At 67.3% G+C, this 24632-nt stretch carries 25 protein-coding genes; 19 read left to right on the top strand and 6 right to left on the bottom strand.

The features are described 5' to 3' along the window. Positions 1 to 99 precede the first annotated feature (99 nt). The 14 genes from KV396_RS16700 to KV396_RS16635 all read left to right on the top strand — a co-directional run bounded on the left by KV396_RS16700 (position 100) and on the right by KV396_RS16635 (position 14462). The gene (locus tag KV396_RS16700) at positions 100 to 951 is read left to right on the top strand and encodes an FtsQ-type POTRA domain-containing protein (RefSeq protein WP_323131831.1); all 852 of its coding nucleotides are present in this window, start codon (positions 100 to 102) and stop codon (positions 949 to 951) included. A gap of 164 nt (positions 952 to 1115) precedes the next feature. Continuing rightward, positions 1116 to 2270: a cell division protein FtsZ gene (gene ftsZ / locus KV396_RS16695; protein ID WP_247622089.1), complete on the top strand. Its 1155-nt coding sequence runs from the start codon at positions 1116 to 1118 to the stop codon at positions 2268 to 2270. Next, a complete protein-coding gene (locus tag KV396_RS16690) occupies positions 2267 to 2947 on the top strand; it encodes a YggS family pyridoxal phosphate-dependent enzyme (protein WP_247956409.1) in 681 nt (226 codons plus the stop codon). The genes ftsZ and KV396_RS16690 overlap by 4 nt, the downstream gene beginning before the upstream one ends. A gap of 43 nt (positions 2948 to 2990) precedes the next feature. Next, positions 2991 to 3467 carry a cell division protein SepF gene (locus tag KV396_RS16685; protein ID WP_247956408.1) on the top strand — a complete coding sequence of 159 codons (477 nt, stop codon included), beginning with the start codon at positions 2991 to 2993 and terminating at the stop codon, positions 3465 to 3467. Between the two features lie 6 nt (positions 3468 to 3473). After that, positions 3474 to 3770, top strand: a complete 297-nt coding sequence (locus tag KV396_RS16680; RefSeq protein WP_247622092.1) for a YggT family protein — start codon at positions 3474 to 3476, stop codon at positions 3768 to 3770. Between the two features lie 152 nt (positions 3771 to 3922). Next, positions 3923 to 4534, top strand: coding sequence for a DivIVA domain-containing protein (locus KV396_RS16675; protein WP_247631954.1), 612 nt, complete (start codon positions 3923 to 3925; stop codon positions 4532 to 4534). A 97-nt stretch (positions 4535 to 4631) separates the two neighbouring features. Continuing rightward, positions 4632 to 5168, top strand: a complete 537-nt coding sequence (gene lspA, locus KV396_RS16670; RefSeq protein WP_247956407.1) for a signal peptidase II — start codon at positions 4632 to 4634, stop codon at positions 5166 to 5168. Between the two features lie 2 nt (positions 5169 to 5170). Continuing rightward, positions 5171 to 6091, top strand: a complete 921-nt coding sequence (locus KV396_RS16665) for an RluA family pseudouridine synthase (RefSeq protein ID WP_247956406.1) — start codon at positions 5171 to 5173, stop codon at positions 6089 to 6091. A gap of 48 nt (positions 6092 to 6139) precedes the next feature. Beyond that, complete coding sequence (locus tag KV396_RS16660) at positions 6140 to 6715, top strand: GNAT family N-acetyltransferase (RefSeq protein ID WP_247956405.1); 576 nt, start codon at positions 6140 to 6142, stop codon at positions 6713 to 6715. 56 nt (positions 6716 to 6771) lie between these two features. Continuing rightward, positions 6772 to 10290: a DNA polymerase III subunit alpha gene (gene dnaE / locus KV396_RS16655; protein WP_247956404.1), complete on the top strand. Its 3519-nt coding sequence runs from the start codon at positions 6772 to 6774 to the stop codon at positions 10288 to 10290. A gap of 66 nt (positions 10291 to 10356) precedes the next feature. After that, positions 10357 to 11625, top strand: a complete 1269-nt coding sequence (locus KV396_RS16650) for a hypothetical protein (RefSeq protein WP_247956403.1) — start codon at positions 10357 to 10359, stop codon at positions 11623 to 11625. 1 nt (position 11626) lies between these two features. Further along, positions 11627 to 12931, top strand: coding sequence for a histidinol dehydrogenase (gene hisD / locus KV396_RS16645; RefSeq protein ID WP_247956402.1), 1305 nt, complete (start codon positions 11627 to 11629; stop codon positions 12929 to 12931). 9 nt (positions 12932 to 12940) lie between these two features. After that, positions 12941 to 13411, top strand: a complete 471-nt coding sequence (gene nrdR, locus KV396_RS16640) for a transcriptional regulator NrdR (RefSeq protein WP_247622100.1) — start codon at positions 12941 to 12943, stop codon at positions 13409 to 13411. Positions 13412 to 13421: 10 nt separating this feature from the next. Next, positions 13422 to 14462, top strand: coding sequence for a quinone-dependent dihydroorotate dehydrogenase (locus KV396_RS16635; RefSeq protein ID WP_247956401.1), 1041 nt, complete (start codon positions 13422 to 13424; stop codon positions 14460 to 14462). Between the two features lie 65 nt (positions 14463 to 14527). On the opposite strand, the gene KV396_RS16630 is transcribed toward KV396_RS16635, so the two are convergent. After that, the gene (locus KV396_RS16630; RefSeq protein WP_247956400.1) at positions 14528 to 15100 is read right to left on the bottom strand and encodes a DUF3043 domain-containing protein; all 573 of its coding nucleotides are present in this window, start codon (positions 15098 to 15100) and stop codon (positions 14528 to 14530) included. Between the two features lie 46 nt (positions 15101 to 15146). On the opposite strand from KV396_RS16630, the gene KV396_RS16625 reads away from it, so the two are divergent. The 5 genes from KV396_RS16625 to KV396_RS16605 all read left to right on the top strand — a co-directional run bounded on the left by KV396_RS16625 (position 15147) and on the right by KV396_RS16605 (position 20192). Beyond that, entirely contained in the window at positions 15147 to 16556 is a 1410-nt protein-coding gene (locus tag KV396_RS16625) for a dipeptidase (protein ID WP_247956399.1), read from the top strand. Positions 16557 to 16658: 102 nt separating this feature from the next. Continuing rightward, complete coding sequence (erpA, locus tag KV396_RS16620) at positions 16659 to 17021, top strand: iron-sulfur cluster insertion protein ErpA (protein WP_247622104.1); 363 nt, start codon at positions 16659 to 16661, stop codon at positions 17019 to 17021. Between the two features lie 96 nt (positions 17022 to 17117). After that, a complete protein-coding gene (ctaC, locus tag KV396_RS16615) occupies positions 17118 to 18017 on the top strand; it encodes an aa3-type cytochrome oxidase subunit II (RefSeq protein WP_247622105.1) in 900 nt (299 codons plus the stop codon). Positions 18018 to 18020: 3 nt separating this feature from the next. Next, on the top strand, positions 18021 to 19754 hold the full coding sequence (gene ctaD / locus KV396_RS16610; protein WP_247622106.1) for an aa3-type cytochrome oxidase subunit I: 1734 nt from the start codon (positions 18021 to 18023) through the stop codon (positions 19752 to 19754). Between the two features lie 3 nt (positions 19755 to 19757). Continuing rightward, complete coding sequence (locus KV396_RS16605; protein ID WP_247622107.1) at positions 19758 to 20192, top strand: cytochrome c oxidase subunit 4; 435 nt, start codon at positions 19758 to 19760, stop codon at positions 20190 to 20192. A gap of 51 nt (positions 20193 to 20243) precedes the next feature. On the opposite strand, the gene KV396_RS16600 is transcribed toward KV396_RS16605, so the two are convergent. The 5 genes from KV396_RS16600 to qcrA all read right to left on the bottom strand — a co-directional run bounded on the left by KV396_RS16600 (position 20244) and on the right by qcrA (position 24628). Then, the gene (locus KV396_RS16600; RefSeq protein ID WP_247631963.1) at positions 20244 to 20663 is read right to left on the bottom strand and encodes a rhodanese-like domain-containing protein; all 420 of its coding nucleotides are present in this window, start codon (positions 20661 to 20663) and stop codon (positions 20244 to 20246) included. A gap of 40 nt (positions 20664 to 20703) precedes the next feature. After that, positions 20704 to 21252 carry a GNAT family N-acetyltransferase gene (locus tag KV396_RS16595; protein WP_247956398.1) on the bottom strand — a complete coding sequence of 183 codons (549 nt, stop codon included), beginning with the start codon at positions 21250 to 21252 and terminating at the stop codon, positions 20704 to 20706. Positions 21253 to 21254: 2 nt separating this feature from the next. After that, positions 21255 to 21662, bottom strand: coding sequence for a RidA family protein (locus KV396_RS16590; RefSeq protein WP_247956397.1), 408 nt, complete (start codon positions 21660 to 21662; stop codon positions 21255 to 21257). Positions 21663 to 21740: 78 nt separating this feature from the next. After that, on the bottom strand, positions 21741 to 23555 hold the full coding sequence (qcrB, locus tag KV396_RS16585; RefSeq protein WP_247956396.1) for a cytochrome bc1 complex cytochrome b subunit: 1815 nt from the start codon (positions 23553 to 23555) through the stop codon (positions 21741 to 21743). Next, the gene (qcrA, locus tag KV396_RS16580) at positions 23552 to 24628 is read right to left on the bottom strand and encodes a cytochrome bc1 complex Rieske iron-sulfur subunit (protein ID WP_247631967.1); all 1077 of its coding nucleotides are present in this window, start codon (positions 24626 to 24628) and stop codon (positions 23552 to 23554) included. Before qcrA ends, qcrB begins: the two co-directional genes overlap by 4 nt. Positions 24629 to 24632: the final 4 nt, after the last annotated feature.

Below are 24632 nucleotides of genomic sequence, written 5' to 3'. Positions count from 1 at the left end.
CGACGTCCAGCTCCGCTTCCGACCGATCGGCCGAAGGAACCGGGCGCGGGTCCGTCGACGTCCCGGTCACGGCCCCGCGCGCCGCGCGAGGTCGAACCGGTGGGTGCGGAGACGACGCCGGAGAGCGCCGACCCCGGTATCGAAGCGGGAGCGGATGCGCTGATCGATGCGCCCACCGACGCGTCGGGCGATGCGCCGACGTCCACGCGCGACGTCTGGCGCGCGGCCCGCGCTCGTCGCAAGGCGCTGCGGGCGGAGATCCGCCGCTTCACCCAGCGCTCCCGTCGGCGACGCATCGTCGGCTGGAGCATCGTCGGCGCCCTCCTCCTGCTGGTGGGGGGCAGTGTCGCCGCCGCTTACAGCCCGCTCTTCGCCGTCGAGAAGATCACGATCGTCGGTGCCACCACCCTGGACCCCGCCGCCATCGAGGCGGCGCTCGGCGATCAGATCGGCACGCCGCTCGCGCTCGTCGACAGCAGTGAGATCAAAGCGGCGCTCATCGGCTTCCCGCTCATCGAGACATACGCGCTCGAGGCTCGCCCGCCGCACGACCTGACGGTGCGCATCGTCGAGCGCACCCCGGTGGGCGTGCTCCGCTCCGATGCCGGGTACACGCTCGTCGACGCGGCGGGCGTGGCACTCGCGACCACGACGGACCAGCCGGCAGGGCAGCCCCTCCTCGACATCGCAGGCGGTACCGACTCGAGCGCTTTCGAGAGTGCCGGCCTCGTCGTGCGCTCGCTCCCGGCGGACGTCCGCGCGCAGTTGACGGGTGTGCGTGCGACCACCGCCGATGACGTGACGTTGACGCTGAGCAGCGGTCTGACGGTGGTGTGGGGGAGCGAAGACGAGTCGGCGACGAAGGGCATCGTGCTCGCGAGGGCCCTCGCCGCGAACCCCGGCGCCGGGACGATCGACGTCTCGTCCCCGAACGCCGCCGTCGTCGGCTGACGACTTTCGCGAGGAAACGCGCGACACGCCCATCCCGTTGCGCGCGCATGCCGATGCGGCGCATACCTTCGATCAAGAGAACGCAATACCGGGAAATACTTTACACCTCTACTTGAGGTTTAAGGTTTGGCCCGATCCAGGCTCGAAAAACTCGGAGGCCGGCCATGAGCCAGAACCAGAACTACCTCGCCGTGATCAAGGTCGTCGGCGTCGGCGGTGGCGGCGTCAACGCCGTCAACCGCATGATCGACCTCGGTCTCCGCGGAGTCGAGTTCATCGCGGTGAACACCGACGCGCAGGCGCTGCTCATGAGCGACGCCGACGTCAAGCTCGACGTCGGACGCGAGCTCACCCGCGGGCTCGGCGCCGGAGCCGACCCGGAGGTCGGTCGTCGTGCCGCCGAGGATCACGCGGAGGAGATCGAGCAGGCCCTCACCGGTGCCGACATGGTCTTCGTCACCGCGGGCGAGGGAGGCGGTACCGGAACGGGTGGCGCCCCTGTCGTCGCACGCATCGCCAAGTCGATCGGCGCTCTCACCATCGGTGTCGTCACCAAGCCGTTCTCTTTCGAGGGCCGCCGCCGCCAGAGCCAGGCCGAGGCCGGTGTCGCGAAGCTCAAGGAAGAGGTCGACACCCTCATCGTGGTGCCGAACGACCGTCTCCTCGAGATCAGCGACCGCGGGATCTCGATGATCGAGGCGTTCGCGACGGCCGATCAGGTGCTCCTCGCCGGTGTGCAGGGCATCACCGACCTCATCACCACGCCGGGTCTGATCAACCTCGACTTCGCCGACGTGAAGTCCGTCATGCAGGGCGCGGGCTCCGCGCTCATGGGCATCGGCTCTGCTCGAGGCGCCGATCGCGCGATCAAGGCTGCCGAGCTCGCCGTCGAGTCGCCGCTGCTGGAGGCATCCATCGAGGGCGCCCACGGTGTGCTGCTGTCGATCCAGGGTGGCTCCAACCTGGGCATCTTCGAGATCCACGATGCCGCGGATCTCGTCAAGGAAGCGGCGCACCCCGAGGCGAACATCATCTTCGGTACCGTCATCGACGACACCCTCGGCGACGAGGTGCGTGTGACGGTCATCGCCGCCGGCTTCGACGGCGGCGAACCGTCCCTGCGCCTCGACCCGATGGTCGTGTCGCGTCCGGCGACCGCGACGCTGCCGGAGGTCGCGCTCTCGGACGAGAAGGATGCCGTGGCGGAGGACGAGACCACCGAGACCGAGCCCTCCGCGGCTCCTCAGCGCACGCACACGACCAGCATCGAGCCGGCGTTCGCCGACGACGACATCGACATCCCCGAATTCCTGAAGTGACCGACCTGGGAGCGCGGCTGTCGGCGATCGACGAGCAGATCGCCGACGCCGCGCGCCGGGCCGGGCGAGATGCGACCGAGATCAGCCGCATCGTCGTGACGAAGTTCCATCCCGCAGAGCTCGTGCGCGAGCTCGCTTCTCTCGGGGTGCGGGAGGTCGGGGAGAACCGGCAGCAGGAGCTGTCCGTGAAGCGCGACGAGCTCGAGGCGCTGGACCTCACCTGGCATTTCATCGGTCAGGCGCAGACGAACAAGGCGGCGGCGATCCGTCGCAGCGCTGACATCGTCCACTCCGTGGATCGGGTGCGCCTTGCCGACGCGCTGCATCGTGCCGTCGAGGACGACAGCGTCCTCGACGTGCTCGTCCAGATCAATCTCACGCCCGACGCCGGGCGGGGTGGCGTCCAGCCCGCCGAGGCCGCAGCTCTCGCCGAGCACGTCCTCGCGCTCCCGTCGCTCCGACTGCGCGGGGTCATGGCCGTCGCCCCTCTCGACGAGGAACCGGCATCCGCTTTCGCGCGTCTGCACCGCGTCGCCGAGGAGGTGCGCGGGGTCGCTCCCGACGCCACGTGGATCTCCGCGGGGATGACCGGGGACTTCGCCGAGGCCATCGCCGCAGGCGCGACACACCTTCGGATCGGGTCGGCAATCACCGGCCCCCGCCCCGACCGGGGTTAACCTCTACAAAGACCAACCCGTATCGTTCGAACCGGAGGACACGATGGGTAACCCGCTGAAGAAGACCATGGTGTACCTGGGCCTCGCCGATGAGGAAGAAGCCTATGAAGAAGAGCAGCAGGCACCCGCTCGCGCTCACCGAGAGCGCGACCGCGACCGTGACCGTGAAGAGCCGGCACCGGCTCCCGTCACCCCGTTGCGCCGCCCCGTCGCCGTCCGTCAGCCTTCGGTGGGTGCCGTGAACGAGATCCTGACGGTCCACCCCAAGCAGTACCGCGACGCCCAGCTGATCGCCGAGAGCTTCCGCGAGGGCGTTCCGGTCATCATCAACCTGTCCCAGATGAGCGATGCAGACGCCCGCCGTCTCATCGACTTCGCCAGCGGTCTCTCCCTCGGCCTCTACGGTCGTATCGAGCGCGTGACCTCGAAGGTCTTCCTGCTCTCGCCGGAGAACATCGCTGTCTCGGGCCAGGGGGGTATCGCGCACGCGGACGCGGAGTCCGCGGGCTTCGATCAGTAGTAAGCCGTGCAGCTGGTCTCGATCGCCGCGAGCATCATCCATCTGGTGCTGCTGCTGTACATCTTCGTCCTCTTCGCGAGGCTGATCCTCGACTACATCCCGCTGTTCAACAGGGAGTGGCGACCGAAGGGCTTCGGCCTGGTCGTCGCCGAAGCCGCTTACACGGTGACCGATCCGCCCATCCGGTTCTTCCGGCGGATCATCCCGCCCCTGCGGATCGGCACGCTGTCGTTGGACTTCGGTTTCGCCCTGACGATGCTCATCGTGCTGATCCTGATGAACATCGTCCGGCTCTTCATCTGACCCCTGCCAGTTCTCACTCCTGGGTGTCGTGACATCGCGGCGCCAAGGTGCGGGGGCTATGCTGGCTCCCAGGTGCGCGCCCCGGGTTCGCGCCACATCACGACCACGCCATATCGACACTGGCAACCGAACTCACCGAAAGAGGAGCCATCATGGCACTTACCCCGGATGACGTCGTCACCAAGCAGTTCCAGCACGTTCGCTTCAAGGACGGCTTCGACCCGGACGAGGTGGACGACTTCCTCGACGAGATCGTCATCGAGTGGCGCAAGGCCCTCGAGGAGAACGTCGAGCTCAAGGCCAAGCTGGCCGCTTACGAGTCGGGCGCCACGCCCGCCGCAGAGTCGGCCGAGGCCGCTCCGGTCGCCGAGGCCCCCGCGCCTGCGGCTCCGGCACCCGTCGCCGAGGCTCCTGCGGAGTCCGCTCCCTCCGGCTCCGCCACGGCGACCGCCGGGATCATCGAGCTCGCGCAGCGTCTGCACGACGAGCACGTCGCCGAGGGTGAGGCGAAGCGCAACCAGCTCATCGCCGACGCCGAGACCGAGGTGGCCCGTATCCGCACCGAGGCGGAGGCGAAGCAGCGCGAGGAGTCGGCTCGACTCGAGCGCGAGCGCAACACGCTCGAGGCCCGGATCACCGAGCTCCGCAACTTCGAGCGCGACTACCGTTCGCAGCTGCGCGGCTACATCGAGGGTCAGCTCCGCGACCTCGACGAGAAGTCGGCTTCCACGGACTCGACGCCCGTCTCCGCGATCGGACTGTAGGTCGTAGGTCTTGAGCCCACGCCTTCCCCTTCGTCGGTCGGCGGCCGGCGCGATCGTTGCGATTCTCGCAGCGCTCGTGCTGGCCGCCGATCAGTTTGTGAAGTACCTCACCACCGAGAACCTTCCCTACCAGGAGCCGGTTCCCGTCCTCGGTGAGTTCCTTCAGCTGTACTACGTCCGCAATCCCGGAGCGGCGTTCTCGCTCGGGTCGGACGTCACCTGGATCTTCACGATCGCCCTCGCGGTCGTCGCCGGCGTCATCGTCTGGAAGGCGTTCGGTCTGCGCTCGCGGCTCTGGGCAGTCGTGCTCGGCGCGCTGCTCGGCGGTGTACTCGGCAACCTCGGAGATCGCCTCTTCCGCGACCCCGGCTTCCCGGTGGGTCACGTGGTCGACATGATCTCGATGCCCTGGATGATGCCCGCGATCTTCAACATCGCCGACATCTTCATCGTGTGCGGCATGATCTCGGTCGCACTGCTCGTCGTCTTCGGGCTGCGCTTCGATGGCTCCCGCGAGCGCGACCACGCGCCCGTCGAGACGGAGGAAGAGGCCGAGGCCGCGGCAGCGGAGCAGGAACTCGTGGCACGCGACGTCGTCGAACGACCGGCGGCGCCGGTCGAAGACGAGCGCTGATCGTGGAGTCGCGTTCACTGCCGGTGCCCGACGGCCTCGAGGGCGCGCGCGTCGACACCGCTCTCGCGAAGATGCTCGGTTTCTCGCGAACCTTCGCTGCGGAGGTCGCGGCGTCGGGCGGCGTGCGCCTCGACGGCGTGACCCTCGACAAGTCCGACAGGCTGCGCGGTGGGGGCTGGCTTGAGGTCGAATGGCAGCCCAAGGAAGGTCCGAAGATCGTTCCGATCGCGGTGCCCGAACTCGGGATCGTCTTCGATGATGACGACATCGTCGTGGTCGACAAGCCGACCGGTGTCGCGGCTCATCCCTCCCTCGGTTGGGAGGGGCCGACGGTGGTGGGTGCGCTGGCGGCCGCCGGCTTCCGGGTCGCGACCAGCGGTGCGCCCGAGCGTCAGGGCGTGGTGCACCGGCTCGACGTCGGCACGAGCGGCCTGATGGTCGTCGCCAAGACCGAGACCGCCTACACGCACCTCAAGCGCGCCTTCAAAGAGCGCACGGTCGAGAAGATCTATCACGCGGTGGTTCAGGGGCATCCCGACCCGCTCGCGGGCACGATCGATGCGCCGATCGGTCGGCACCCGAACCACTCCTGGAAGTTCGCGGTCACCCCCGACGGCAAGCCCTCGGTCACCCACTACGAGACGCTCGAGGCGTTCCCCGGTGCGTCGCTGCTCGAGATCCATCTCGAGACCGGACGCACTCACCAGATCCGCGTGCACATGGCCGCGCACCGGCATCCGTGCGTCGGTGATCCTCTCTACGGGGCCGACCCCACCCTGTCTGCCCGCCTCGGTCTCACGCGGCAGTGGTTGCATGCGCATCAGCTCGCGTTCTCGCATCCGGCTACCGGCGACTGGGTGCAGTTCGAGTCACCGTATCCGGCCGATTTCCAGCACGCCCTGGCGGTCCTCCGAGACGAGTGATCACTCGTCGCTCCGGCGGATGTCGGATGCCGGGGAGATACTGAGGTCATGGACATCGAGGTTCGGCCCGCCACGGTCTTCGCCGACGTCGCGACCCTGGTCGGCCCGAAGAAACCGACGTCGAACGTCTGCTTCTGCCTGAGTTATCGGATCGGCAACGCCGAGAACCAGGAGCTCCGCGGCGAGGAACGCGCCGCGCGTGTGCGCGGTCTCTGCGCGGAAGACCCGCCTCCCGGGGTGATCGCCTATCTCGACGACGAGCCGGTCGGCTGGGCGGCGGTGCATCCTCGACGCGACACGAGTTTCGCCACCAATCGCAGGATCCCGTACGTCGACGACGTCGACGTCTGGTCGTTGTGGTGCATCCGGGTGCGTCCGGGGCATCGCAAGCAGGGCATCTCGCACGCCCTGGTCGACGGGGCGGTCGCTTTCGCACGCGCACAGGGGGCGCCCGCGATCGAGGCGTATCCGGTCGACAACGCGGGGGAGCGGGTCGACCTGACGATGGCCTACGTCGGCACGCGCGCGCTGTTCGAGCGGGCGGGCTTCGAGAAGTCGGCCGAGACGACTTCGCGTCTGAACGGATTCCCGCGCGTGCTGATGCGGCTCGACCTGTCGGACTGACACCCGCGGAGCCCGATCGGCGACCCGATGTCGGACGCCGAAAGTAGACTCGAACCATGGCATCCGACTCCTTCGTCCACCTGCACGTGCACAGCGAGTACTCGATGCTCGACGGGGCGGCGAAGATCAACGCGATGACCCAGGCGGCCGCAGAATACGGCATGCCGGCGATCGCCGTCACCGATCACGGCAACACCTTCGCGGCCTTCGAGTTCTACAACGCGGCGCGCAACGCGGGGGTCAAGCCCATCATCGGGCTCGAGGCGTACATGACGCCGGGCACCCATCGCAGCGACAAGATGCGCGTGCAGTGGGGATCGCCCGACCAGAAGAGCGATGACGTGTCGGGTTCGGGCGCCTACACCCACATGACGATGTGGAGCCAGAGCACCGAGGGCATGCACAACCTCTTCCGCATCAGCTCGCGGTCGAGCATGGAGGGGTACTACTTCAAGCCCCGCATGGACCGAGAACTGCTGCAGACGTACGGCAAGGGGCTGATCGCGACGACCGGATGCCCGTCGGGCGAGGTGCAGACGCGACTGCGCCTCGGGCAGTACGATGCGGCGCGCGCGGCGGCCGCCGAGTTCCAGGACATCTTCGGCAAGGAGAACTACTTCGCCGAGATCATGGATCACGGGCTCTCGATCGAGCGCCGGGTGATGACCGACCTGCTGCGTCTGGCGAAAGACCTCCACATCCCGCTGGTCGCGACGAACGACTCGCACTACACCCACCAGCACGAGGCCGACGCCCACGAGGCCCTGCTGTGCGTGCAGTCGGGATCGACGCTTGACGATCCCAATCGCTTCAAGTTCGACGGCGACGGCTACTACATCAAGACCGCGGCCGAGATGCGTCAGCTGTTCCGCGATCACCCCGAGGCGTGCGACAACACGCTCCTGATCGCCGAGCGCTGCGAGGTGGAGTTCAACACCGCGGCGAACTACATGCCGCGCTTCCCCGTGCCCGACGGCGAGACCGAGGACAGTTGGCTCGTCAAAGAGGTCGAGGCCGGGCTCCACTACCGCTACCCGGGCGGCATCCCCGACAAGGTGCGCAAGCAGGCCGAGTACGAGACCGGGATCATCCTCCAGATGGGCTTCCCCGGATACTTCCTCGTCGTCGCCGACTTCATCAACTGGGCGAAGGACAACGGCATCCGGGTCGGTCCGGGTCGTGGTTCCGGTGCGGGATCGATGGTCGCGTACGCGATGAGGATCACGGACCTCGACCCTCTCGAGCACGGTCTCATCTTCGAGCGCTTCCTCAACCCGGATCGTGTCTCGATGCCCGACTTCGACGTCGACTTCGATGACCGTCGCCGCGGCGAGGTCATCGAGTACGTGACCAAGAAGTACGGCTCGGAGCGCGTCGCGCAGATCGTCACCTACGGCACGATCAAGTCCAAGCAGGCACTCAAGGACGCGGGGCGCGTGCTCGGGTTCCCCTTCAGCATGGGCGAGCGTCTGACCAAGGCGATGCCGCCCCCCGTGATGGGGAAGGACATGCCCCTCGACGGAATGTTCGATTCCGCCCATCCCCGCTACAAAGAGGCGAGCGAGTTCCGTGCGTTGATCGACACGGATCCCGAGGCGAAGACGGTCTTCGACCGTGCGCTCGGTCTCGAGGGCCTCAAGCGCCAGTGGGGCGTGCACGCGGCCGGTGTCATCATGTCGTCCGACCCGCTGCTCGACATCATCCCGATCATGCGCCGCGAGCAGGACGGGCAGATAGTCACGCAGTTCGACTACCCGTCGTGCGAGTCGCTCGGCCTGATCAAGATGGACTTCCTGGGGCTGCGCAACCTCACGATCATCTCCGACGCGCTCGACAACATCCGTATGAACAGGGGAGAGGAGCTCGACCTCGAGCACCTCGCTCTCGATGATCAGGGCGCGTACGACCTGCTCGCGCGAGGAGAGTCGCTCGGCGTGTTCCAGCTCGACGGCGGCCCGATGCGGTCGCTCATGCGACTGATGAAGCCCGACAACTTCGGTGACATCTCGGCGCTCATCGCGCTCTACCGCCCGGGTCCCATGGGGGCGAACTCTCACACGAACTACGCGCTGCGCAAGAACGGCCAGCAGCCCATCACGCCGATCCACCCGGAGTTCACCGATTCACTCGCAGACATCCTCGAGGAGTCCTACGGTCTGATCATCTACCAGGAGCAGGTGATGGCGATCGCCCAGCGCGTCGCCGGGTTCTCGCTCGGTCAGGCAGACATCCTTCGGCGTGCGATGGGCAAGAAGAAGAAGTCCGAGCTCGACAAGCAGTTCGCGGGCTTCCAGGCGGGAATGCACGCGAACGGATACTCCGACGGGGCGGTCAATGCGCTCTGGGAGATCCTGCTTCCGTTCTCCGACTACGCCTTCAACAAAGCGCACTCCGCCGCCTATGGAGTCGTCTCGTACTGGACCGCCTACCTGAAGGCGCATTACCCGGCCGAGTACATGGCTGCGCTGCTCACCAGCGTCGGCGACTCCAAGGACAAGATGGCTCTCTATCTCAACGAGTGCCGCCGCATGGGTATCAAGGTGCTGCCGCCCGATGTGTCGGAGTCGATCAACTACTTCGCGGCCGTCGGCGACGACATCCGCTTCGGGCTCGGCGCGGTGCGCAACGTCGGAAGCAACGTCGTCGAGGGCATCGTGCAGGCGCGGAAGGACGAGCGCTTCACCTCCTTCCACCACTTCCTCGACAAGGTTCCGCTGCACGTCGCGAACAAGCGCACGGTCGAGTCCCTCATCAAGGCCGGTGCCTTCGACACGATGGGCGACTCCCGTCGCGCGCTCGTCGAGATCCACGAGGACGCCGTCGAGGCCGCGGTCGACCGCAAGCGGAACGAAGCCCAGGGCGCGATCGGATTCGACTTCGACAGCCTGTACGACGGTATGGAGGAGGCTGCGCCGGCGAAGGTGCCGGCGCGCCCGGAATGGATCAAGAAGGACAAACTCGCGTTCGAGCGGGAGATGCTGGGGCTCTACGTCTCCGATCACCCGCTGGCCGGACTCGAGGTTCCGCTCGCGAAGCACGCCTCCATCTCGATCCACGACCTCAACAACTCCGAGGACCTCCAGGACGGCGACCAGGTCACCGTCGCGGGTCTTGTGACGAGTGTCCAGCATCGCGTGGCGAAGGCGAGCGGGAACCCGTACGGCATGATCACGGTCGAGGACTTCAACGGCGAGGTCACCGTGATGTTCATGGGAAAGACGTACACCGAGTTCCAGCACGTCCTCCAGCAGGATTCGATCCTGGCCGTGCGCGGGCGTGTCTCGCGACGCGACGACGGGCTCAACCTGCACGCGCAGTCCGCATTCGCTCCGGACGTCGGGTCGTTCGACGCCGCGGGACCGCTCGCCCTGGTGCTCGCCGAGCAGCGAGCCACGGAGCGCGTTATGCACGAGCTCGCCGACGTGCTCCGGCGCCACTCGGGTGAGACCGAGGTCCTCCTGCGTGTGCATCGCGGCGGTACCGCGAAGGTGTTTGAAGTGCCCATGCCCGTGAAGGTCTCCGCCGATCTGTTCGGTGACCTCAAGTCGCTCCTCGGGCCGGGCTGCCTGGGCTGAGCGGGTAGTATCAGGACGCGTCGGAACGCGCCTCCCCCTCTGCGCGTCGTGACGAAAGGAAGACCCATGAGTACCGATATCCCCGACAACGCGGATGCCGAGAACGAGGCGTTCCTCGATGATGACGGTGTCCTGTACGACGAAGAGGTCACGCCGGAGTTCGGCATCCTCGGGTTCACCCTCCGGGAGCTCTCGATCGCCGGCGTCTGGCTCATCGCCTTCGTCATCTCCTTCTTCCCGCTGACCGGTGGCACCTCCATCTGGGGAGCGGGTATCCAGTGGATCCTGCCGATCGGCGTGCCGACGGCTGCTGTGTTCCTGCTCGTGCTGCGGCGGTTCTCGCCCGACGGCATCCGCCGAGTCGGCTCCCTCGGGATCGATCAGTTCGCATCGGTCGCCTTCACCGTCTCGGCGGTGACGTGGATCAGCGCGCTGTGGTCATCGATCGCCGCGGCGATCGAGTTCGGTGTCTGGACCCTCAACTGGGTCGGCATCGTGCAGCTCCTCGCTTCCCTCGCGCTGGTCGCGCTGACGGTCTTCGCTCCGATCATCCCGGGCCTGAAAGAGGACTTCCACGGCCGCCTCGTCACTCTCGCGCATCGCAACGCGAACCCGGTGCGCCCGGTGATCGCCCGCCCGCGGGTCGAGCGCGCCGCCCCCGCCGATGCGGAGGGCGCCGCCGCAGCCGAGACATTCGCACCCGAGACATTCGCGCCCGAGCCGGACGCGAACGAGCAGGTCGCGCCCGATTCCGTTTCGGCCCACGACGGATCCTGGGACGGTGCAGAGCCGCCGACCACGCGACGTGCCGCTCTCGACACCGACACCCCCGACGGCTACGCGACCGACGAGATCGCGCGCTTCGATCTGCCGCAGCAGGTGCCGCTGGTCGCGCACGCCTCGGGTGGAGGAACAGGTACTGAGGAAGCGGTCGCCGAGGAGGAATACACCCCGTCGTACTCCCGTCGCTCCCGTACCCCCGAGATCATCTCCGACACCGGTGAGATCGAGTCCTTCCTCGAAGAGGTCGCCGAACCGGTGCCGGCTCCGGCCAGCGCGGCAGCGGAGCATCCGACCGACGTGTTCGGCGACGAGTCCGTCGTCACGGATCCCGAGGCGACCCGTCCCCGCGATTCCGCGCAGGCCGCTCAGCCCTTCTGGATCCTCGCTCCGTCCGAGCGCGACGTGCACGATGAGCGCGGCGAGGCGATCTTCCGCATCGGCCCGCAGGCCTGGGCGCTCGTGATCGAGGACCGCGGTGGCGCCTTCGTCGTCCGGCACGATGACGGCCGCATCGGATACCTCCACGACATCTCCGGCATCACGAAGGGCTGAAGTGCGAATCATCGATCTGCGGGGGCGCGAGCTCTCGCCGGCAGACATGCTCGCGGCCGTGCCGCGCGCGACCCAGGCACGCGCCGAGGCGCTCGACACGGCTGCGCGGCTCGTCGACGACGTGCGCACGCAGGGGGAGTCCGCACTGCGTGATCAGGCGGAGCGCTTCGACCGCGTCACCGAGCACGCGATCCGCGTTCCGGCCGAGCACATCTCGGAAGCGCTCGACGCGCTCGCACCCGAGGTGCGCGCCGCACTCGAAGAGGCGATCCGCCGCGTGCGTCTCGCCTCCGCTGCCCAGGTGCCCGCGGATCAGACGACCCTTCTCGGTCCGGGTGCGCGCATCGTGCAGCGGTGGCAGCCCGTCGGCCGCGTGGGTGTGTACATCCCCGGGGGCAAGGCGGTGTATCCGTCGAGCGTCATCATGAACGTGGTTCCGGCGCAGGTGGCCGGCGTCACGCAGATCGCCCTCGCCTCGCCGCCTCAGGCCGACCAGGGCGGGCGCATCCACCCCACGATCCTCGGAGCGGCCGCACTGCTCGGCATCAGCGAGGTCTACGCGATGGGAGGCGCCGGTGCGATCGGTGCGTTCGCGTGGGGCGTTCCCGGCGTCGGGCTCGATCCCGTCGACGTGGTGTCCGGTCCGGGCAACAACTACGTGGCCTCCGCGAAGCGGGCGGTCGCGGGTGTGGTCGGGACGGATGCCGAGGCGGGAGCGACCGAGATCCTCGTCGTCGCCGATGCCTCCGCCGACGCCCGTCTCGTCGCCGCCGACCTCGTCAGCCAGGCCGAGCACGACGAGCAGGCCTCCGCGGTGCTCGTCACCGATTCCGAAGACCTCGCCGCTCGAGTGGCGCACGACGTCGCGGCTCAGGGAGCTGCCACCCGGCACAGTGACCGGGTGTCCGCCGCTCTCGACGGACCGCAGTCCGCGATCGTGCTCGTCGACGATCGTGCGATGGCGGCGGCCTTCAGCAACGCGTACGCACCCGAGCACCTCGAACTGCACCTCGCCGACGCCGAGGCCGCGGCATCCGCCTTCACCAGCGCGGGCGCCGTTTTCGTCGGCGACCAGACGCCGGTCAGCCTGGGCGACTACATGGCCGGCAGCAACCACGTGCTGCCGACGGGGGGACAGGCGCGGTACGCGCCGGGCCTCGGCGCCTACACGTTCCTGCGCCCGCAGCAGGTGATCTCCTACGACCGGACCGCTCTCGCCGAGGTGCGCGACGGCGTGGTCGCGCTGGCGAACAGCGAGATCCTCCCCGCGCACGGCGAGGCGATCGAAGCACGATTCACGGAGTAGGTTGTACGGATGCATTGCCCCTTCTGCCGTCATCCCGATTCGCGTGTGATCGACTCGCGCACGAGCGACGACGGCCTCTCGATCCGCCGTCGCCGACAGTGCCCCGAGTGCGGTGGACGGTTCACGACCACTGAGACAGCCAGCCTGAACGTGATCAAGCGCTCGGGCGTGATGGAGCCGTTCAGCCGGGAGAAGGTCATCTCCGGCGTCCGTAAGGCCTGCCAGGGCCGACCTGTCACCGAAGCGGACCTCGCGATCCTGGCGCAGCGCGTCGAAGAGGCCGTTCGACAGACGGGTGTCTCGCAGCTCGACACGAACGAGATCGGACTCGCCATCCTCGGCCCGCTCCGCGATCTCGACGAGGTGGCGTTCCTCCGCTTCGCGAGCGTGTATCAGGCCTTCGACTCGCTCGAGGACTTCGAATCCGCGATCACCGATCTCCGAGCCGACCACGCGAAGGCGGAGTCCGCCGACCGGTAATCTGGCAGTGATGTATCCGCTGCTCTTCCGCGCTGTCCTCTCGCGCTTCGATCCCGAGTTCGCCCACCACGCTGGCATGGCGGTGATCCGTGTGCTCGGTGTGCCGCCGTTCTCGACCGTCACCCGCTCGCTCACGCGTCCCGATCCGTCGCTGCAGGTGAAGGCCCTCGGGCTGACCTTCCCTTCGCCGTTCGGCATCGCTGCGGGCTTCGACAAGAACGCGGTCGGCGTGCGCGGATTCGCTGCACTCGGATTCGGTCACGTGGAGGTCGGGACGATCACGGCGATCCCGCAGGACGGGAACCCGAAGCCACGGCTGTTCCGGCTCGTGCCCGACCGTGCGGTGATCAACCGGATGGGCTTCAACAACAAGGGAGCGGATGCCGCCGCACGGCGGCTCTCAAGGCTGCGGCGCGGTGCCCCGAACACCGTCATCGGCGTGAACATCGGCAAGAGCCGTGTCGTCGACGTCGAGGACGCGACCGCGGACTACGTCGCCTCGGCAAGCCGGCTCGCGCCGCTCGCCGATTACCTCGCCGTGAACGTCTCGTCGCCGAACACGCCGGGACTCCGCGGTCTGCAGGCGGTCGAGACGCTGGCTCCGCTGCTGCGCGCCGTGCGCGACGCCTCGGGTACGACGCCGCTGCTGGTGAAGATCGCCCCCGATCTCCCCGACGAGGAGATCACCGCGATCGCTCAGATGGCCGTCGCCGAGGGACTCGCGGGGATCATCGCCCACAACACCACGATCAGTCGAGACGGGTTGCGCACCGACCCCGCGATCGTCGCGGCGGCCGGAGCGGGCGGACTCTCGGGGGCGCCGCTGAAGGAACGGTCGCTCCAGGTGCTGCGCGTCGTACGCGCCGCGGTGCCCGCGGACTTCTGCGTCATCGCGGTCGGGGGAGTGGAGACGGCCTCCGACGTCGAGGAACGCCTGGCGGCCGGCGCGACGCTGGTGCAGGGATACACGGCGTTCCTCTACCGCGGTCCGCTCTGGGCCCGTCAGATCAATCGCGGACTCCGGAACCGCCTACCTCTGTCGCAGGGCTGACGCCCCTACGAGGAACGCCTCGTCTCCGCAGGGAGACGAGGCGTTCCTTCGTGAACGGGACCGGATCAGTCGGGGTACTGGCCGCGCTTGACCTGCGGCTTCGGCAGGCGCATGAAGCGCATCTGCAGCGAACGCATCGCGGCGTACCAGCCGAGGCCGCGTTCCATGCGCTCCTGTCCGAACTTCGCGGCGACCTTGCGCTTGACGCGGATGCCGAGGAGGATCATGCCGCCGATCGCGATGACGAGGTACGCCATCATCACGAGGTAGGCGTAGTAGGAGACCAGAGTGCTGAACGGCACGAGCGTCGCGACGATCACGAGCACCATCACGGCCATCACGAATTCGGCGGGGTGCCAGCCGGCATCCACGTAGTCGCGCACCCAGCGGCGCTGCGGGCCCTTGTCGCGGGCCGGGAGGTACTTCTCCTCACCCGCGGCCATACCGGCCTGTGCGCGGGCTCGTCGCTCGTTGAGCTCGGCGCGGGCCGCGGCCTTGGCCTCTTTGGTGTTGGCCACGAGGGGGCGACGGCGGGCGGCCTCCTGCTCGGCGCGGCTCGGCGTCGCCCGGCCCTTTCCGACGGCGGGCGTCTCGGCGGCGTCGTCGTTCGTCGAAGGGGATGCAGGAGTAGTGGCCACGAGGTTCCTCGGTTCGCTGACGGGGGTTCACCTTAAGATTACTCGCATGACCTCTGCTGAGATTCCCCCTGTCTCCGAAACGGACATCCTCGAGGCGGTGGCGACCGGGAACCCGGCCGCGCTGTCGGACCTCGGGCACCTCGTCCGCATCCCGGGAATGGCCTGGCCGGCGTTCGATCAGACCCAGCTCGAGCGCAGTGCCGAGGCCGTGGCGGCGCTCGCGACGGACACCGGCGTCTTCGACGAGGTGCGCATCCTCCGTGCCGACATCCCCGGAACGGACGAGCAGGGACAGCCCGCCGTCCTGGCGACCCGCGCGGCCCGGAACGGGCGTCCCACGATCCTGCTCTACGCGCACCACGACGTGCAGCCTCCCGGGGATGACGCGCTCTGGGAGACACCGCCGTTCGAGCCGACCGTGCGCGACGGACGCCTGTATGGGCGGGGAGCGGCCGACGACAAGGCGGGGATCATGGCGCACATCGCCTCCATCCGCGCCGCGGCGGAGGTGATCGGCGACGACCTCGATCTCGGGATCGCGATGTTCATCGAAGGCGAGGAGGAGTACGGCTCGCGATCCTTCGCGCAGTTCCTCTCCGACAACAAGGAAGCTCTGCGCGCCGACGCGATCGTCGTCGCCGATTCGGGCAACTGGGATTCGACGACGCCCGGACTCACCGTGTCGCTGCGGGGGAACGCGCGGTTCACGATGCGCGTCCGCACCCTCGACCACGCCTCGCACTCGGGGATGTTCGGTGGGGCGGTGCCCGACGCGATGATGGCGACGGTCACGCTCCTCTCGACGCTGTGGAACGCCGACGGCTCGGTGGCCGTGGACGGGATGACGGAACGGGAAGCGGCGACACCGGAGTACACCGAGGAGACTTTGCGCGATGAGGCCGGGCTCCTGCCCGGCACGACGCCCATCGGCGGGGGCACGATCCTCAGCCGCATCTGGAACAAGCCGTCGGTCACCGTGATCGGCATCGACGCCACGAGCGTCGCCGCGGCATCCAACACGCTCCTCCCCGAAGTGACGGTCGTCATCAGCGCCCGCGTCGCGCCGGGCCAGACCGGGCAGGAAGCGTACGAGGCTCTGGAGCGTCACCTGCGTGCGCACGCCCCGTTCGGCGCGGAGCTGACGTTCTCCGACGTCGATCTGGGTAACGGTTTCCTCGTCGACACCTCCGGATGGGCGGTCGCGCTCACACGCGACGCCATGCGAGACGGGTACGGCGTCGCTCCCGTCGATCTGGGCGTCGGCGGCTCCATCCCGTTCATCGCCGACCTGGTGCGGGAGTTCCCCGAGGCGCAGATCCTCGTCACCGGCGTGGAGGATCCGCACTCCCGCGCCCACAGCCCGAACGAGTCGCTGCATCTCGATACCTTCCGCAACGCGGTCGCGACCGAGGCGCTCCTGCTGGCTCGGATGAACGCTCTCACGCTCCCGCAGTGACCCTCAGTCGCACGGTTCTCTCCGGATCTCGCCGACTTCGCCGAGGGCGGCGGTAGAATTGCGGGGAAGGCCGTGCGACTGCGGCCCGTCACAAGGAGCGACATGAGCGACACCACCCTGACCTCAGAGACCACCAAGGCCCACGGCATCAGCCTCACCGACGCGGCCGCGACCAAGGTGAAGAACCTGCTCGAGCAGGAGGGTCGCGACGACCTTCGCCTGCGCGTCGCCGTCCAGCCCGGCGGATGCTCCGGCCTGATCTACCAGCTCTACTTCGACGAGCGCTACCTCGAGGGCGACGAGACCGTCGACTTCGACGGCGTCGAGGTCATCGTCGACAACATGAGCGTGCCGTACCTCGATGGTGCATCCATCGATTTCAAGGATTCGATCTCGGAGCAGGGCTTCACGATCGACAACCCCAACGCGGCCGGCAGCTGCGCCTGCGGCGACAGCTTCCACTGAGCGGAACCACCCCGTCAACCTGCGTGGTTGGCATGAATCGGGTGTGAGGTTGCTCTAGACTTGGGTGTGCCCTATCCGCAATCTGAAAGGTGCATCGTGCCCTCGAAACGCCGCCGCCTTCGTTGGGCCGCACTCCCTCTGGGAGTCGCGGCAGCTGTGGCCCTGGCGGGATGTACCACCGCCGAGCTGAACGGCTATCTCCCCGGCTTCGTCGATGATGGTCCCGCTGCCACCAACCAGACCGAGCGCGTGTCGTCGCTCTGGGTGAACTCCTGGATCGTCCTTCTCGCCGTCGGTGTCATCACCTGGGGCCTCATGGCCTGGGCCGCGATCGCATACCGCCGTCGCAAGGGCCAGACGGGTCTTCCCGTCCAGATGCGCTACAACATGCCGATCGAGATCTTCTACACGATCGTGCCGCTGATCCTCGTGCTCGGGATGTTCTTCTTCACCGCCCGCGACCAGGCCGCGATCGAGACGCAGTGGGACGACCCCGACGTCGAGATCACCGCGATCGCGAAGCAGTGGGCGTGGGACTTCCAGTACGACGCCGACTCCGAGGACGACACCGTCTGGACGATGGGTATTCAGGCCCAGCCCGACGCCGAGGGCAACATCGACCAGTCGCAGCTGCCGACCCTGGTGCTCCCGGTCGACCAGAAGGTCACGATCAAGCTGCAGTCCCGCGACGTCATCCACTCCTTCTGGATCATCGACTTCCTCTACAAGAAGGACATGTACATCGGCAAGGACAACTCCTGGTCGTTCATCCCCACCCGCGTGGGGGAGTACGCCGGGAAGTGCGCCGAGCTCTGCGGCGAGTACCACTCGATGATGCTCTTCAACGTGAAGGTCGTCGAGCAGGACGAGTACGACGCGTACCTCGAGACCCTCAAGGACAAGGGCAACACGGGAGACATCACGGACGCTTACGACCGTCTGTCGAACTACCCCGGAACGACCCCGAAGAACGACTCCGAAGAAGGAGAGGAGTAAGCCATGTCGACGACTGAAGCACCCCGCACCGACGAGGCGAACCGCTCCCGTCCCACGACTCTGCCCCCGCGCCAGGCCTCGCTCATGAGCTCTTCGCGCGTCGAGCAGAAGGGCAACATCGTCGTCAAGTGGATCACCTCCACCGACCACAAGACGATCGGGTACATGTACCTCATCGCCTCGGTGCTGTTCTTCCTCCTCGGAGGCGTGATGGCCCTCGTCATCCGCGCCGAGCTCTTCGCTCCGGGTATGCAGATCATCCCGACGAAGGAGCAGTACAACCAGCTGTTCACGATGCACGGCACGATCATGCTGCTGATGTTCGCGACGCCGCTGTTCGCGGGCTTCGCCAACGCGATCCTGCCCCTGCAGATCGGCGCGCCCGACGTCGCGTTCCCGCGCCTGAACGCCTTCGCCTTCTGGCTCTTCCTGTTCGGATCGACGATCGCCGTCGCCGGCTTCCTCACCCCTCAGGGTGCGGCGTCCTTCGGATGGTTCGCCTACCAGCCCCTCGCGAGCGCCTCGTTCTCGCCGGGAGCGGGTGGAAACCTGTGGATGCTCGGACTCGGAATCTCCGGATTCGGCACCATCCTCGGTGCGGTGAACTTCATCACCACGATCATCACGATGCGCGCACCAGGCATGACGATGTGGCGCATGCCGATCTTCTCCTGGAACACGCTCGTCACGAGCCTCCTGATCCTGATGGCATTCCCGGTCCTCGCCGCCGCGATCTTCGCCGCCGGCGCCGACCGCGTGCTCGGTGCCCACATCTACGACCCGGCCAACGGCGGCGTCCTGCTCTGGCAGCACCTGTTCTGGTTCTTCGGGCACCCCGAGGTCTACATCATCGCGCTGCCGTTCTTCGGCATCGTCTCGGAGATCTTCCCGGTGTTCAGCCGCAAGCCGATCTTCGGTTACAAGACGCTCGTCTACGCGACGATCGCGATCGCCGCTCTCTCCGTGGCCGTGTGGGCTCACCACATGTACGTCACCGGATCCGTGCTTCTCCCGTTCTTCGCGCTGATGACGATGCTCATCGCCGTGCCGACGGGTGTGAAGATCTTCAACTGGATCGGCACGATGTGGCGAGGGTCCGTGACCTTCGAGACTCCGATGGTCTTCTCGCTCGGCTTCCTCGTCTCGTTCGTCTTCGGCGGTCTGACGGGTGTCATCCTGGCGGCCCCGCCGCTGGACTTCGCTCTGTCTGACTCCTACTTCGTCGTGGCGCACTTCCACTACGTCGTCTTCGGAACCGTCGTGTTCGCGATGTTCGCCGGCTTCTACTTCTGGTGGCCGAAGTGGACCGGACGCATGCTCAACGAGCGTCTCGGCTACGTCCACTTCTGGATGCTGTTCATCGGCTTCCACATGACCTTCCTCATCCAGCACTGGCTGGGCGTCGACGGCATGGTGCGTCGTTACGCGGACTACTCCGCGGCCGATGGCTGGACCTGGCAGAACCAGGTCTCGACGATCGGTGCGATGATCCTCGGCGCGTCGATGCTGCCGTTCTTCCTGAACGTCTGGATCACGGCCCGCAAGGCGCCGAAGGTCACCGTCAACGACCCGTGGGGCTACGGAGCATCGCTCGAGTGGGCGACCTCCTGCCCGCCGCCGCGTCACAACTTCACGTCGATCCCGCGCATCCGCAGCGAGCGCCCGGCCTTCGACCTGAATCACCCCGAAGCAGCGGAGTTCGCCACCACGGCTCCGGGCGAGCGAGAGGTCCACTGAGCCATGCGCGACAACGTCATCCTCTGGTGGATTCTCACCGCTTTCTTCGCCCTGGTCGGAGTGATCTACACCGGCTGGCACATCCTCGCGACGCCGGACGACAACTTCGCGATGCGGATCGAGTGGGTCGGCACGACCGCACTGTTCTTCGCCGCCTTCATGGGCGCGATGATCGCGTTCTACCTCGACCGCACGCACAATGCGCAGGGTGGTGAGCTGCCGGAAGACATCCTGACGTCGGACATCGACGACGGCGACCCCGAGCTCGGCGAGTTCAGCCCGTGGTCGTGGTGGCCGCTGGTGCTGGCGGCCTCCGCCGGTGTCTTCGTGGTCGGTCTGGCTGTCGGACACTTCCTCCTGCCGATCGGCCTGGCGATCTTCGTCGTCGCGATCGTCGGCTGGGTGTACGAGTACTACCGCGGTAACTTCGCTCGCTGATCGGGCGAACGAACGAAGAGGCCCCCGGGAATCCCGGGGGCCTCTTCTGCGTCACGAACGGCTGCGTATCCGAGGGATTCCGGTGAGCGGGTCGACGGGCCGGCGGTGCACGCCATCCGCGTCCTCCACCGGATAACCTTCTCGAGCCCAGTATTCGAATCCACCGATCATCTCGCGCACCGCGTAGCCGAGGCGGGCGAAGGCGAGGGCCGCCTTCGCGCCGGCGTTGCATCCGGGACTCCAGCAGTAGACGACGACCTCGCTGTCGGCAGGGAGCTCTGCAGGCGCTCGGGTCTCGATCTCGCTGTAGTGCATGTGCGTCGCGCCGGCGACGCGTCCCTGGGCCCAGGCTTCGGCGGAGCGCACGTCGATCACGACCAGCGGCTTCCCCGCTCTAAGGTCGGCATGGACGTCACTGGCGTCGGTCTCGTAGGCGAGCTTGGCGGCGAAGTAGTCGGCGCGATCGATCATGTCTCTCAGAGTAGGAGAGGCACAGGTCGGTCCGCGCTCATCATTCGGTCGCTCGTGGGTCTTTTCCGGCCAGGTGCGTCCGGTCGTCGACCTCGGCCGTCATCTGCACCCGGCGACCGTAGCGATCGATCCCGAGCTCTGCTTCGGTGTCGATCAGAGCCCGCTGGAAAGCCGTCTCGGGGAGGCTCTCGAGGAATCCGCAGGTGGCGTAGAACGGTGCGTTCCAGGGCACCTCGGCGTACGTACGCAGTGTGACACGGGAGTAGCCACGTTCGTGCGCCTCACGCAGGGCGGCGCGCACCAGAGCGCGCCCGTGCCCCTGCCGTCCCGCCGAGGGAGTCACCGACAGCTGTTCGAGGTGCGCGTGTCCGTCCGCGTCGAGCACATGCACGAATCCGACGGGGGAGCGCGTGTCCTCGTCTTCGATGAGCAGGGTGAACCCGGGAGCCGCGAGGCGGGCCGCGCCGTCCTCTGCGTCGGGCCACTCCCAGGCGCCGAGAGCGTCGATGAGGAGGGCATCCGCTGCCGACTCGATCGCCTGCAGGTGTTCGGCGTCGGTCGAGAGCGCAGGGCGGATTGTGCCGCTCACCGTCAGTCTCCCTGCACCGCGGCGATCGCCTCGATCTCGACCAGCTGGTCGTCGTACCCGAGCACCGTGACACCGAGAAGGGCGCTCGGGACATCGTGGGATCCGAATGCCGCTTCTACGACGTTCCAGGCGGTGACGAGGTCAGCTCGGCGTGTGGAGGCCACCAGCACGCGCGTGCTGATGACGTCTGTCAGTGCGGCGCCCGACGCGGCGAGAGCGCCCCGCAGGGTCTCGACGCAGCGCGCTGCCTGTGCAGCGTAGTCGCCCGGGGCGGTCGTGGAGCCATCGTCTTCGAGCGGGCAGGCGCCGGCCAGGAAGATGAGGCGGGAGCCGGCGGGAGCCGTCGCGGCATAGGCGTACGGGGTGTCGGCGAGGGAGTCGGAACGGATGAGTCGCACTACGGACGTCATGCTTCGATCCTCCCATGGGAACATCGAAGGGCCCTGTCCGCGTGGACAGGGCCCTTCGAGAGGGGGAGCGGCGGGACGTTACTCGCCGTCCTCCGACTTCTTCTTGCGAGGCTTCTTCACGGGCTCGGTCGCGATGACCGTGCTCGGGGTGTTCGGCGTCTCGTCGACGTGGTCCTCGGTCGCCTCGAGCGGGGCATCCGGGAATCCGGCGCGCTCGTGAGCTCCCTGGATCTCGGCGACCTCGGTCTCCTCGTTGTGAGCCGTGACGTGGTGCTGGTGTGCATCCGCGGCTGCGACCTCGGCCTGAGTGAGCGGCGCGAGACGGTCCTCGAAGAACCAGCGCGACATCGACGACCGGAGGTTCTCCGTCCACGGGATGCGGCCCTTGGCGTTGGGGCGCACGACGAGCGGCTCGTAGCCGTCGACGTCGATGAGCTTCCACCGGTCGTACTGATCGACCGGCTGGTGCACCTCGATGAACTCGCCACCGGGAAGGCGGACGATGCGTCCCGACTCGAAGCCGTGGAGAACGATCTCACGATCCTTCTTCTGCAGCGCGATGCAGATGCGCTTGGTCACGAAGTAACCGAGGATCGGCCCGAGGAACAGCAGCGCCTGGAGCGTGTGGATGACACCCTCCATCGTGAGCATGAAGTGCGTCGCGATGAGGTCCGAAGAGGCTGCAGCCCAGAGCACGGCGTAGAAGATGACGCCGGCCACGCCGATGGCGGTGCGGGTCGCCGCGTTGCGCGGACGCTGCGCGATGTGGTGCTCGCGCTTGTCACCGGTGATCCACGCTTCGATGAAGGGGTAGATCGCGACGGCGACGATGAAGAGTCCGAGCACGGCGACCGGAGCGAGGATGCCGAACGACCAGGTGTGGTCGAGGAAGACGACGTCCCAGTTCGAGGGCGCCAGACGCAGCGCGCCGTCCGCGAAGCCGATGTACCAGTCGGGCTGGGTTCCGGCGGACACGGGGGAGGGGTCGTAGGGGCCGTAGTTCCAGATCGGGTTGATCTGGAAGAAGGTCGCGATCAACACGATGGTGCCGAAGACGATGAACAGGTATCCGCCCATCTTCGACATGTACACCGGCATCATCGGGTAGCCCACGACGTTGTCGTTCGTGCGGCCGGGGCCGGCGAACTGCGTGTGCTTGTTGATGATCATGAGCATGAGGTGCACGACGATCAGGGCGATCACGAGCATCGGCAGCAGCAGGATGTGCAGCGAGTACAGGCGCCCGACGATGTCGGTACCGGGGAACTCGCCGCCGAAGAGGAGGAACGAGGTCCAGGTGCCGATGAGCGGGAGGCCCTTGACCATGCCGTCGATGATGCGGAGACCGTTACCCGAGAGCAGGTCGTCGGGGAGGGAGTATCCCGTGAAGCCCTCGGCGAGAGCGAGGATGAACAGCACGAAGCCGATCACCCAGTTGAGCTCGCGCGGCTTGCGGAATGCGCCGGTGAAGAACACGCGGAGCATGTGCACGCCGATACCGGCCACGAAGACCAGGGCGGCCCAGTGGTGGATCTGACGGACGAGCAGACCGCCACGGAGGTCGAACGAGATGTGGAGCGACGACTCGAGCGCCGCGGACATCTCGATGCCGCGCATCGGAGCGTACGCACCGGTGTAGTGGGTCTCGACCATCGACGCCTGGAAGAAGAACGTCAGGAAGGTTCCGGACAGGAACACGACGACGAAGCTCCACAGGGCGATCTCACCCAGCATGAACGACCAGTGGTCGGGGAAGATCTTGCGCCCCAGCTCCTTGACGAAGCCGGAGAGGCTGGTGCGCTCATCGATGTAGTTCGACGCGGCGCCGACGAATCGGCCGCCGAGAGGCGCCTTGGTGTCCTTGTCCTCTTTGGACAGCGTTGCGGTGCTCAATGGCGCTCCCAGAAGCTCGGGCCGACGGGCTCGGTGAAGTCACTGCGCGCGACGAGGTAGCCCTCGTCGTCGACGGTGATGGGCAGCTGAGGCAGCGGGCGCGCGGCCGGTCCGAAGATGACCTTGGCGTGATCCGTCACATCGAACTGCGACTGGTGGCAGGGGCAGAGGAGGTGATGGGTCTGCTGCTCGTAGAGCGCGACCGGGCATCCGACGTGGGTGCACACCTTGGAGTAAGCGACGATGCCGTCGTACGACCAGTCCTTGCGGTCCTCGGCCTCGATCAGCTGCTCGGGGCGCAGACGCATCATCAGCACGATGGCCTTCGCCTTCTCCTCGAGGTAGCCGTCGTGGTGACTCAGCTCGGCCAGGTCGGCCGGGATCACGTGGAAGGCGGAACCGAGCGTGACGTCGGCGGCGCGGATCGGCGTGCCGTCCGGGTCGCGGACGAGGCGCATTCCCTCTTCCCACATGGTGTGCTTGAGCAGGTGCACCGGGTCGCCCGCGTAGGGGTCCTCCGGGGTGGCATGCGGGGCCAGGCCGCGGAACAGCGTCACGCCGGGAATGATCGACGCGACGAGCGCTGCGAACAGCGAGTTGCGGATCATCGTGCGGCGTCCGAAGCCGGACTCCTCGTTGGCGTCGGAGAACGCCTTGATCGCGGCCTCGCGGGTCGAGTCCTTGCCGCGCGTCGGGTGACGGTGCTCGATGTGCTCCTTGTCGGACATGAGCGCCTTCGACCAGTGGATCGCTCCGAGGCCGAGGGACAGCAGCGCCAGGGCGATGCCGAGTCCGATGAAGAGGTTGTTCTGACGGATGTCGATGAGAGCGCCGCTCTCGATCGGGAACAGCATGTAGGCGGCGACCGCCCAGATGCTGCCCGCGAGAGACAGGTAGAACAGCGTGTAGACAGTGCGGACCGCTGCCTTCTCCGCGCGCGGGTCCTTGTCGGTCATCCGCTCGCGGTGCGGCGGCAGGCCCGGGTTCTGCACAGGGTCGCTGACTGCGACGCCCAGCCCCGGAGAGGGCTGGTAGGCCCTGTCAAGAGCCTGCGAGTCGTCGTCGTGTGCCATGGTG

The sequence above is a fragment of the Microbacterium galbinum genome (assembly GCF_023101185.1).
Classification (GTDB): Bacteria; Actinomycetota; Actinomycetes; order Actinomycetales; family Microbacteriaceae; genus Microbacterium; species Microbacterium galbinum.
This window is presented reverse-complemented; position numbering and strand designations above follow the sequence as displayed.

What these genes read in the sequence shown, in the direction of transcription:
- ftsZ (WP_247622089.1), top strand. Translation starts at nt 1,116, where the DNA reads ATGAGCCAGAACCAGAACTACCTCGCCGTGATCAAGGTCGTCGGCGTC.
- KV396_RS16685 (WP_247956408.1), top strand. Translation starts at nt 2,991, where the DNA reads ATGGGTAACCCGCTGAAGAAGACCATGGTGTACCTGGGCCTCGCCGAT.
- KV396_RS16675 (WP_247631954.1), top strand. Translation starts at nt 3,923, where the DNA reads ATGGCACTTACCCCGGATGACGTCGTCACCAAGCAGTTCCAGCACGTT.
- KV396_RS16660 (WP_247956405.1), top strand. Translation starts at nt 6,140, where the DNA reads ATGGACATCGAGGTTCGGCCCGCCACGGTCTTCGCCGACGTCGCGACC.
- dnaE (WP_247956404.1), top strand. Translation starts at nt 6,772, where the DNA reads ATGGCATCCGACTCCTTCGTCCACCTGCACGTGCACAGCGAGTACTCG.
- KV396_RS16650 (WP_247956403.1), top strand. Translation starts at nt 10,357, where the DNA reads ATGAGTACCGATATCCCCGACAACGCGGATGCCGAGAACGAGGCGTTC.
- nrdR (WP_247622100.1), top strand. Translation starts at nt 12,941, where the DNA reads ATGCATTGCCCCTTCTGCCGTCATCCCGATTCGCGTGTGATCGACTCG.
- KV396_RS16635 (WP_247956401.1), top strand. Translation starts at nt 13,422, where the DNA reads ATGTATCCGCTGCTCTTCCGCGCTGTCCTCTCGCGCTTCGATCCCGAG.
- KV396_RS16625 (WP_247956399.1), top strand. Translation starts at nt 15,147, where the DNA reads ATGACCTCTGCTGAGATTCCCCCTGTCTCCGAAACGGACATCCTCGAG.
- erpA (WP_247622104.1), top strand. Translation starts at nt 16,659, where the DNA reads ATGAGCGACACCACCCTGACCTCAGAGACCACCAAGGCCCACGGCATC.
- ctaD (WP_247622106.1), top strand. Translation starts at nt 18,021, where the DNA reads ATGTCGACGACTGAAGCACCCCGCACCGACGAGGCGAACCGCTCCCGT.
- KV396_RS16605 (WP_247622107.1), top strand. Translation starts at nt 19,758, where the DNA reads ATGCGCGACAACGTCATCCTCTGGTGGATTCTCACCGCTTTCTTCGCC.
- KV396_RS16600 (WP_247631963.1), bottom strand. Translation starts at nt 20,663, where the DNA reads ATGATCGATCGCGCCGACTACTTCGCCGCCAAGCTCGCCTACGAGACC.
- KV396_RS16590 (WP_247956397.1), bottom strand. Translation starts at nt 21,662, where the DNA reads ATGACGTCCGTAGTGCGACTCATCCGTTCCGACTCCCTCGCCGACACC.
- qcrA (WP_247631967.1), bottom strand. Translation starts at nt 24,628, where the DNA reads ATGGCACACGACGACGACTCGCAGGCTCTTGACAGGGCCTACCAGCCC.